The following is an 8781-nucleotide window of genomic DNA, read 5'->3' as shown; positions in this document are numbered from 1 at the left end:
ACCACTTGAGGCCAAGCATCCAAACGATGCAGGCGTGCGGTGAGCTCGAGCGTGTCCCTGCACATCCGGGTTCGTTCGCCAGGACTGAGCTCGGTCACCCAGCCGTGCACGTGATGGGAAGGAACGTCCGGCGCAGTAACGCCGTCGATATAGTCCGTTACATAGAATGGCGCCCCCAGAATATCCGGGTTGGATTCGTACCAGCTTGAACTTGGAACCGGAATGTCAGAGCGCTCGGCGAGGACCTGAAGCAGGCGGTACTGCTCGGTAAATCGTGTGTCCAGATAGGTGTGGTGGACTGTTGGAGCTATTCGCACGGCGTACCGTCGATCGAAGGCGCTCCCGCCCTCGATCCAACGAGCTTCGAACAGCAAGGTCTCGCCGGACAAGCCATTCGCCGGACTCCAAAGATCGATAATTTCAATCTCCTTGGCCCTGGGCAGTGCGATCGACAGCCAGAGCTGGAGACTCGTGCGCGCTGCGCCGAGGTCTCTTTGCAGGATCACGATGACGCTCGTTTCCTCAAGAAGCCATGCCGAGCCGGAACCTGTGGTCGCGACAAAGCGGTGGCGCACACCGTCTGCCACCACCGGCGGTAAATCATGAATTGAACCGGCTTCACTCATGCGCAACAAGGCCTTGCGATGGCCACGCTGTTGAACAGGATGAATCATGCTGTCGAGCTACGGGTAAAACGTAGTGCCCCAGTGTCCATTTCCGTTGCTATCCGCCGATCCTCGCGGGCGGTGCGTCACGGGCCTGCCGGATCCCGGACGAGATCAGGCATCGGAAGTGGCGGCTGACGCTGGACATCCTCGACGAGATCACCGGATGACTGGGGCGTGCCCCGACTGCTGGTGGTGGCGGACGCCAGCTACGGCGATGCCATCGAGTTCCGCCCCGGGCTGACCGAACGCGACCTGACCTGCGCGCAGGCCGTCAGCCCGACAGCGACCGCCCACCCGCGCAGGCGGTACCGAACATCAACAAAAACAGCCCAGATCAGCAGCATTTTAACAAAGCACGACCGGAAGCAACCGCACTGTTCAATGCAGCGAACCCGAAGTGGGGAACTGAATGCAGTCACTCAATCCCCCACCCGATCCAGTCGCATCTTGTTCAACACTTTCACACATTCGGGTGAGCACAGCCATTGACACGTTCCTAACATGGGGTTGCACTGAATGCGTTGCCCAGAGGTATCGACACCGCGAATGGAGAATCTCGCTCATTCAGGATGAAGCCATTGACAATGACAGCCAAGACAAGCACTGAATGATCGCACGCACTGCACTAGTTTGACAATTGCATCATCCTATTTCCACAAGGACTCAGGGAGGAAGCGATGAGAAAAGTTGCCGGCATCTTCGTGCTTCTATTCATCATTGAGCTGAGTGGATGCACGGTAATCCTCACACCGCCTGACAGTCCGTCCACAGCGTCGAATCCAGCGCAGACCATCGTGGTAAGCGTTCTGCCGATTACACCGAATATCGACGGGGCGCACTCGATCACATCGCCATCACCTGCTACTACACTCACAACGACAAACACACCTACCAGCTCCACCGAGGCGGTGAAATCCACTACCGCCACTCCGACATGCCCAACGACCATCGACACCTCGCGCTCGACACGAACCTCGACTGGAGAAACCTCAAAAATTGACGTATCGAATTTGAGCAGCTCGACTCGCTTGGCACCATCACAAAGTCCAGACCCCTTCCCAACATCCGGTGACCGCTGATCAGGTGCTGACCGATCAACTCGAATGAGCCATCGCGGAGTGGGGAATGTGAGCCGGGTGGTTGAGCGAGACCTGGGAACGGTCACGAAGGATGAGCTGGGACGCTTCGCTGGTGTTGCCGCGCCGGACCCTCCTGCGCTTTGCCGGTTCACCGCCCGTCCAGGCTCAGCGCTACCTCGCCACCCAAGACGAGCCTCCCACGCTGGGACCACCGAGTAGACCCATGTCACCGCATCAACCTGCCCGTGTGCTCAGCAAGTCCACGACGTGCGGCGGTCGCGATCGTTGCCGATGTGATTGCGACACGGTGTACCGCGGGTTCAACTGTGACCATCGCACGTTGCCGACCATCCAATGGCGCATTGACCGTATGCAGTAGTCGACCACACGCCAGGTTTCGAAGTTCGGCGCCCTGGAAGCCAGATACGTGTTGATCGATCGTTCGGCGAGCAGGTACTCCTCCACCCGGTGACGCACACGTTCCACCACGGCCTCCACGGCGCGCGAGCGATCCAACCCCTCCGCCACCTCCAACACCAGCACGAAGTTGTCGACCTCGCCTGCCGCTTCTTCTTTCTCCAGCGAGGCCACATCGTTGCACCACGCCATGACCTCGCTGGCGGCCATCACCATCTCGCGGTACGCGGGGTGTTCACGGACGTCGTCGGGCAGTTCTCGACCTGCCATGAATTCACACAGGTCGAACAGAGGGATACCCGCGCTGACAAGCCTGCGGTTCGAGATGTACTCGTCCACGCCGGGAACTCGCTCTCGTCGACGACGATCGCTTTCCGGCACCACCGCCTCGATCGTTTCCCAGCAGTGTCGGGAGAATCGCTTGCGCCACGCCGGGGACATCACGGGGTAGACGTGCCCGAGCACGTCGGCCAACGCGCGAGCTGCTGGAGTGCTGGCGCTTCCGTTGTCCACCTCACCCGTTTCGAAGACAGGGCGCAGGTGCCGCACCGCACCGAGCCACGTCTCCGGCGTTTCGTAGACCCCCTCGCCGTGTTGATCGTTGACGAGAAAGAGCCATGCCAACCATTTGGCATAGACGTTCAGCGCAGCACTGGAGGCATCTGCCTGCACGTAACCCGCGCAGATGCCGAAGCCGGTTTCAGCGAATCGACGCTCGGATTCCGGCCCGCGCACCATCTCGAAACGCCTGGCCCACTGCCTCACGTGCACTTCCGCAGCCTCCGCGAACGGGCTCGAACAAGTAGGGAAAGGCAGGCGCAGGGTTCTTTCGTCCAATATCGGCATGCTTGTTCGCACCTCGCTCGAGACCCATCCGGAGAACCTCCGAAGTAATCCGCTCCTGCCCATCTTTCGCTACCTCCAGCGGAGTGCGTACTGGCCGCTGGATGATCGCTGCGCGGAGCAGAAGCCATTGTTGCCATTCGATTGAAGTGTGTGAAGTTCGTTCAGCCACCACATGGTTGAACATGTTGAACCGCCCGTAGGTTCATCAACCAGACGACTTGCGCAGCAGACTGGACCGAGCTTCACTCGAGATCCGCGATTCTCGCGCACTCATCCACCGCCGATCGGCCACACCGACTCGAACCGATCGCCCGCGGCGCTCGAAGTCCTCCGCGTCCACCTTGATGAAGGGGTTGTCCGATGCCACTGCTGCCACGGTTGGATGAGCCCTTATCGGTCCCTGCGCCCTTCTGCCCCATCGCGCCGATCGCATCGACCCTTGACGGCGAACTTCTCCAAGAGCGCACCACCACGTGGTTGCGGCACAGCGGGATGTGCCTCGACGAGGTGCGGAGCCGCACGTTCGCCCGCCAGGTCAACGCCGGGCACCTGACCTCCCAAGGCATACCCCGATGGCCTACCCGAAACCACCCAGGTCGCCAGTGACGCCCTCATGTGGCTGTTCGCCGTCGACGACCACTGCGATGAGACCGAACTCTCCACCCAGCCGACCGCCTACGCCTCGCTCGCCACACAGATCCACCGAGCCATCGAGGCGCCAGAGGCCGCCGCCCCCAGCGCGAACCCCTACGTCACCAGTGCTCGCGACTTGCGGCTTCGCCTGGAGGCGACCGGTGCCACACCGGTGCAGATCACCCGCTGGACCTACGGGATCCGCACCTTCCTCTTCGGGCAGGTCAGGGAATGCCAAGCCCGCGCCACCGGATTCGTGCCCGATCTCGACGAATTCCTGGCGCTGCGCCTCGACACCACGGGCGGCTTTCCGGTCTTCGCGCTCAACGACTACGCCCGAGGCTTCCAACTGCCCAGCGCAGAGGCCAATCGCCCCGCGGTGCGCGCTGTGACCGAGATGGCGGTCATGCTCGTCGGCCTCGACGACGAGATCGTGTCATTCCACAAGGAGTGCCACCGCAGCCCCGACGACCTCAACATCATCGGGATCATCGCCCACCACGACAACGTGAGCGTGCTCCAAGCACTCACCGATACGATCGCCATGCGAGACAGGATCATGGCCCGCTTCGTCCAGTTGTCCGCACAGATCTCCCGGCATTGCAGCCACGAACTCTCGCGCTACCTGCAGAGCTTGCACACCTGGGTGCGCGCGTGGATGGACTGGTCCTACAACGTGGACCGGTACCTCAACCCGGACGCCCCGGCCGACCTCACCGGCGGATGCCACGACAACTGGCCGGACCACAGCCGCCGCGGCCTCACCATTCCCACCGTCGCCTGGTGGTGGGACATCTCCTGGAGCCCAAGCTGAAGGAGGTGCTCCTACCGAACCGATCACGGAGGACTGTCCAACCGGCAGACTGAAACCCAGCCGGCCAGGGCACCCAATCGGTTCGAAGAACCGTGTTGCCGCTCACCGCTTCGACGTCGGGCCCGTTCATCACGTTCATCGTCGGAGTACGGACCGCCACCTTCCGCCACGCCTCGTCGTCCGCCCACGATGGAGGACAAGCGTTCCACTCCAGCGGAAGGAGGTCGTCGGCGCCATGACGCGGGAAATGCCAGTGATACGAGCAGCGGGTGTCGCCCCGGTCAGTTCCCTGTTGCTCCGCAACGCGCGTGACGCCGTCGAGCCACGACTTCGAGGAGCGGTGGAGCAGCTCGGCGATCCACTGCGCACGGTGGTGGGGTACCACTTCGGGTGGTGCGACCCGGACGGGACCGCGGTCGTGTACGACGGGGGCAAAGCGGTCCGTCCGGCACTGGTCCTGTTGATGTCGAGAGCGGTCGGTGGCGTACCCGACGACGCGGTGGACGCAGCCGCCGCGATGGAGTTGGTGCACAACTTCTCCCTCATCCACGACGACGTGATCGACGGCGACACCAGCCGCAGGCACAGGAGCACCGTGTGGTCGTTGTTCGGCGTGCCATTGGCGATCCTGGCGGGCGACGGGATGCTGGCGCTCGCAGGAGAGGTGATGGCCAGCTCCGCCCACCCGGCCGCAGGCAACGGATCCGCGGAGTTGTACAGGATGACGCAGCGGATGATCGCGGGGCAGCTCGCTGACATCGACTTCGAGTCCCGTGCCGACGTAGGGCTCGTCGAGTGCCGGCTGATGGCGGCCGCGAAGACCGGTGCGCTGCTGGAGTGCTCGTGCGTGCTGGGAGCGATGTTCGGAGGCGGAGATCCGTCCGTGTTCCCCGCTGTGCGCGGATTCGGCAGCAACCTGGGCATGGCGTTCCAGCTCGTCGACGACCTGCTGGGCATCTGGGGCGACCCGCTCGTCACCGGAAAACCGGTCTGGTCGGACTTGCGCGCTCGAAAGAAGTCCTTGCCCGTGGTGGCGGCGTTGAGCTCTCCTTCGCCTGCCGGCCGCCGGTTGGCCACCGCGTACCTGAAGGAGGGCACACAGTCCGACGACGACCTGGCGATGATGGCGGACCTGGTGGTCGAAGCAGGCGGCAGGGAGTGGACGGAGCAGGCGGCACAACGACACTTCGACGAAGCGCTCGTCTGTCTGCGGGCGATCGCTCCTCCAGCGGAAGCCGAGCGGGATCTGGTTGCGATCGCCGACCTGATCGTGCACCGGAACCGTTGACCTCGCACGACCACCGGACACCTACCACTGTGATGGGACGCTGGTTGTTTTGACCACCGAGCTGCACTCCCCTGACATCACCACTACGAGTACCGGTTCGGCCACCTCGGCGGCGATCGTCGTTCATCCGGACGATGAAGCGGGTTCCGCGGCAGGCCGTGCCGCACTCGCGGAGGTGGCTGCGGTATCACGGCCGCGGACCGTGTTGCTGGCGTCTCCGCGCTCGTTCTGCGCCGGCGTCGACCGGGCGATCGAGATCGTGGAGCGGGTGCTGGCTGATGCGGGGCCGCCGGTGTACGTGCGCAAGCAGATCGTGCACAACCAGCACGTGGTGCGAGGTCTGGAACAGCGGGGTGCAGTGTTCGTCGACGAGCTCGACGCGGTGCCGCGAGGTGCCACCGTGGTGTTCTCCGCGCACGGCGTCTCGCCCGCGGTCAGAGCCGAAGCCGCGGCGCGTGGGCTGCGCGTCGTGGATGCCACGTGTCCGTTGGTGACCAAGGTCCACGCGGAGGCACGCCGATTCGCGGGACGTGGCGACACGGTCGTGTTCATCGGCCACCAGGGCCACGAGGAGACCGAGGGGACCCTCGGGGAGGCGCCCGGCAGCATGGTCCTGGTGCAGAACGCCGCCGACGTCGCCGATCTCGACCTGCCCGACCCCGAGCACGTGTCCTACCTGACCCAGACCACGCTGGCCGTGGACGAGACGACCGAGGTGATCGAGGCCCTGCGACGTCGATTCCCAGCAGCGCGGGGGCCGGGCTCCGACGACATCTGCTATGCCACGACCAACCGGCAGGACGCGCTGCGGTCGATCCTGGCGGAGGCGGACGTGGTCCTGGTGGTGGGATCGCCGAACTCCTCCAACGCGGTGCGCTTGGTCGAACTCGCGGTCCGGGCAGGCACACCGGCGCACCTGGTCGACAACGCGTCCGACATCGAGCCCGAGTGGATCGCCGAGGCCGCCGTGATCGGCCTCACGGCAGGTGCCTCGACTCCGGCTGAACTCGTCGACGGGGTCATCTCGGCTTTGGAGGACCTCGGGCCCGTAGATGTCCGTGAGCACCGCGTCACCGAGGAGACGATCCGCTTCGCGCTACCCCGAGGGGTGGTCGAGCATGACTGACACTCCCCCGCTCGCCGCTGGTCCCCTGCTGCGCGAGATCAACGCGCCGAGTGACCTGAAGCTCCTGGCCCCGGAGCAGTTGCCGGTGTTGGCCGAGGAGATCCGCGACTTCCTGGTGGACCGGGTGAGCCGAACCGGCGGTCACCTCGGCCCAAACCTGGGCGTGGTGGAGCTGACGCTGGCACTGCACCGGGTGTTCGACTCCCCGACCGACCGGATCGTGTTCGACACCGGCCACCAGGCCTACGTGCACAAGATCGTCAGCGGGAGGCGGGAGCACTTCGACACCCTGCGTCGGGAGGACGGGCTGTCCGGCTACCCCAGCCGGTCGGAGTCCGACCACGACGTGGTCGAGAACTCCCACGCGTCCACCGCGCTGTCCTACGCCGACGGTCTCGTGCGCGGGTTCGCGCTGCGTGGTCAGCCCCACCGGCGGGTGATCGCGGTGGTGGGCGACGGTGCGTTGAGCGGCGGAATGTGCTGGGAAGCGCTGAACAACATCGGCGCCGCACCAGGCCAGCCGGTGATCGTGGTGCTCAACGACAACGGTCGGTCCTACGCGCCGACCACCGGTGCGCTGGGACGGCACCTCACGGCCCTGCGCAAGGCCGCGTCCGCCGATGCGGTGGACGGGGAGTCTCAGGACACCGCCAACCTCTTCACGGCTCTCGGCCTGGCCTACATCGGCCCGGTCGACGGTCATGACGTCCCCGCGGTGGAGGCGGCTCTGCGCCGTGCAGCGGCGCTGGGTGGCCCTGTGCTGGTGCACTGCGTGACACGCAAGGGCCGGGGCTACCTCCCGGCGGAGCGGCACGAGGCGGACTGCATGCACGCGGTCGGAGTCATCGACCGCGTCAGCGGGATTGCCCTCCAGTCGTCGGGACCGAGCTGGACCTCGGTGTTCGGCGAGGAGATCGTCCGGATCGCGGCCGAGCGCGCCGACATCGTCGCCATCACGGCGGCCATGGTGCACCCGACCGGTCTGCACGACTTCGCGCGGGCCTACCCCGACCGGGTCTTCGACGTCGGCATCGCCGAGCAGCACGCCGTCACCAGCGCGGCGGGCCTCGCACTCGCGGGCCTGCACCCCGTGGTCGCGCTCTACTCGACGTTCGTCGGCCGCGCGTTCGACCAGCTGCTCATGGACGTCGCGCTGCACCGCCTGCCCGTGACGTTCGTGCTGGACCGGGCGGGCATCACCGGACCGGACGGTTCCAGCCACCACGGCATGTGGGACCTCGCGCTGCTCGCCGTCGTGCCCGGTCTGGCCATCGCCGTCCCGCGGGATCCCGCGAGGCTGCGGGAACTGCTGCGCGACGCCACGGCGAACAAGAGCGGACCCACGGTGCTGCGGTTCCCCAAGTCGGCCGCGGGCCCCGACATCTCCGCTCTGGACCACGTGGACGGCTTGGACGTGCTCGGGATCACCCACGACGCCGAAGTGCTCCTGGTCGGTCTCGGTCCGACCGCACGGGCGTGCGTCGACGCCGCTGCGGTCCTCGGCGAGCAGGGGATCGGCGTGACGGTGGTGGACCCCCGGTGGGCCGCGCCGCTCAACCCGTGGTTGCCCGAGTTGGCCTCGGCCCACCGGTTGACCGTCACCGTGGAGGACAACATCGGCACCGGCGGTTTCGGGTCCAGGCTTGCCCACCAACTCGCCCAGGGCGGCAACCCGACCCGCCTGCGCACCATCGCGCTTCCCCACCGCTTCCTGCCCCACGGCACCCGAGCCGACCTGCTGAGGAACTGCGGACTGGACGCCGCGACGATCGTGCGCACCGTGTTGCGGCACCTCGATGCGGACAGCACGGCGACCGCAGCCTCGCGAAGGCGCTCCGCTCCACCGCACGCGGCCGCTCAGAACTGACGCGCCACGGGCGGCGGGTGGCGGTCCCCGCAGCGTGCTCGGC

At 65.6% G+C, this 8781-nt stretch carries 7 protein-coding genes; 5 read left to right on the top strand and 2 right to left on the bottom strand.

Going from position 1 to position 8781, the window contains the following annotated elements; genetic code table 11:
• On the bottom strand, positions 1 to 674 hold a 674-nt coding region (locus tag NZH93_RS43985), incomplete at its 3' end, for a phosphotransferase (protein ID WP_259629291.1).
• 168 nt (positions 675 to 842) lie between these two features.
• Here NZH93_RS43985 and NZH93_RS51360 point away from each other — a divergent pair.
• Entirely contained in the window at positions 843 to 1157 is a 315-nt protein-coding gene (locus tag NZH93_RS51360) for a transposase (protein WP_372506996.1), read from the top strand.
• Positions 1158 to 1981: 824 nt separating this feature from the next.
• On the opposite strand, the gene NZH93_RS43980 is transcribed toward NZH93_RS51360, so the two are convergent.
• On the bottom strand, positions 1982 to 3010 hold the full coding sequence (locus tag NZH93_RS43980) for a terpene synthase family protein (RefSeq protein ID WP_259629290.1): 1029 nt from the start codon (positions 3008 to 3010) through the stop codon (positions 1982 to 1984).
• A 613-nt stretch (positions 3011 to 3623) separates the two neighbouring features.
• On the opposite strand from NZH93_RS43980, the gene NZH93_RS43975 reads away from it, so the two are divergent.
• From NZH93_RS43975 to NZH93_RS43960, 4 genes are all read left to right on the top strand, one after another.
• On the top strand, positions 3624 to 4457 hold the full coding sequence (locus NZH93_RS43975) for a terpene synthase family protein (RefSeq protein WP_259629289.1): 834 nt from the start codon (positions 3624 to 3626) through the stop codon (positions 4455 to 4457).
• 340 nt (positions 4458 to 4797) lie between these two features.
• Positions 4798 to 5745: a polyprenyl synthetase family protein gene (locus tag NZH93_RS43970; protein WP_259629288.1), complete on the top strand. Its 948-nt coding sequence runs from the start codon at positions 4798 to 4800 to the stop codon at positions 5743 to 5745.
• Between the two features lie 175 nt (positions 5746 to 5920).
• The gene (gene ispH / locus NZH93_RS43965) at positions 5921 to 6871 is read left to right on the top strand and encodes a 4-hydroxy-3-methylbut-2-enyl diphosphate reductase (protein ID WP_259629287.1); all 951 of its coding nucleotides are present in this window, start codon (positions 5921 to 5923) and stop codon (positions 6869 to 6871) included.
• On the top strand, positions 6864 to 8738 hold the full coding sequence (locus NZH93_RS43960; RefSeq protein WP_259629286.1) for a 1-deoxy-D-xylulose-5-phosphate synthase: 1875 nt from the start codon (positions 6864 to 6866) through the stop codon (positions 8736 to 8738). Before ispH ends, NZH93_RS43960 begins: the two co-directional genes overlap by 8 nt.
• Positions 8739 to 8781: the final 43 nt, after the last annotated feature.

It is taken from the genome of Umezawaea endophytica, from assembly GCF_025061645.1.
In the GTDB taxonomy this organism is placed as follows: domain Bacteria; phylum Actinomycetota; class Actinomycetes; order Mycobacteriales; family Pseudonocardiaceae; genus Umezawaea; species Umezawaea endophytica.
This window is presented reverse-complemented; position numbering and strand designations above follow the sequence as displayed.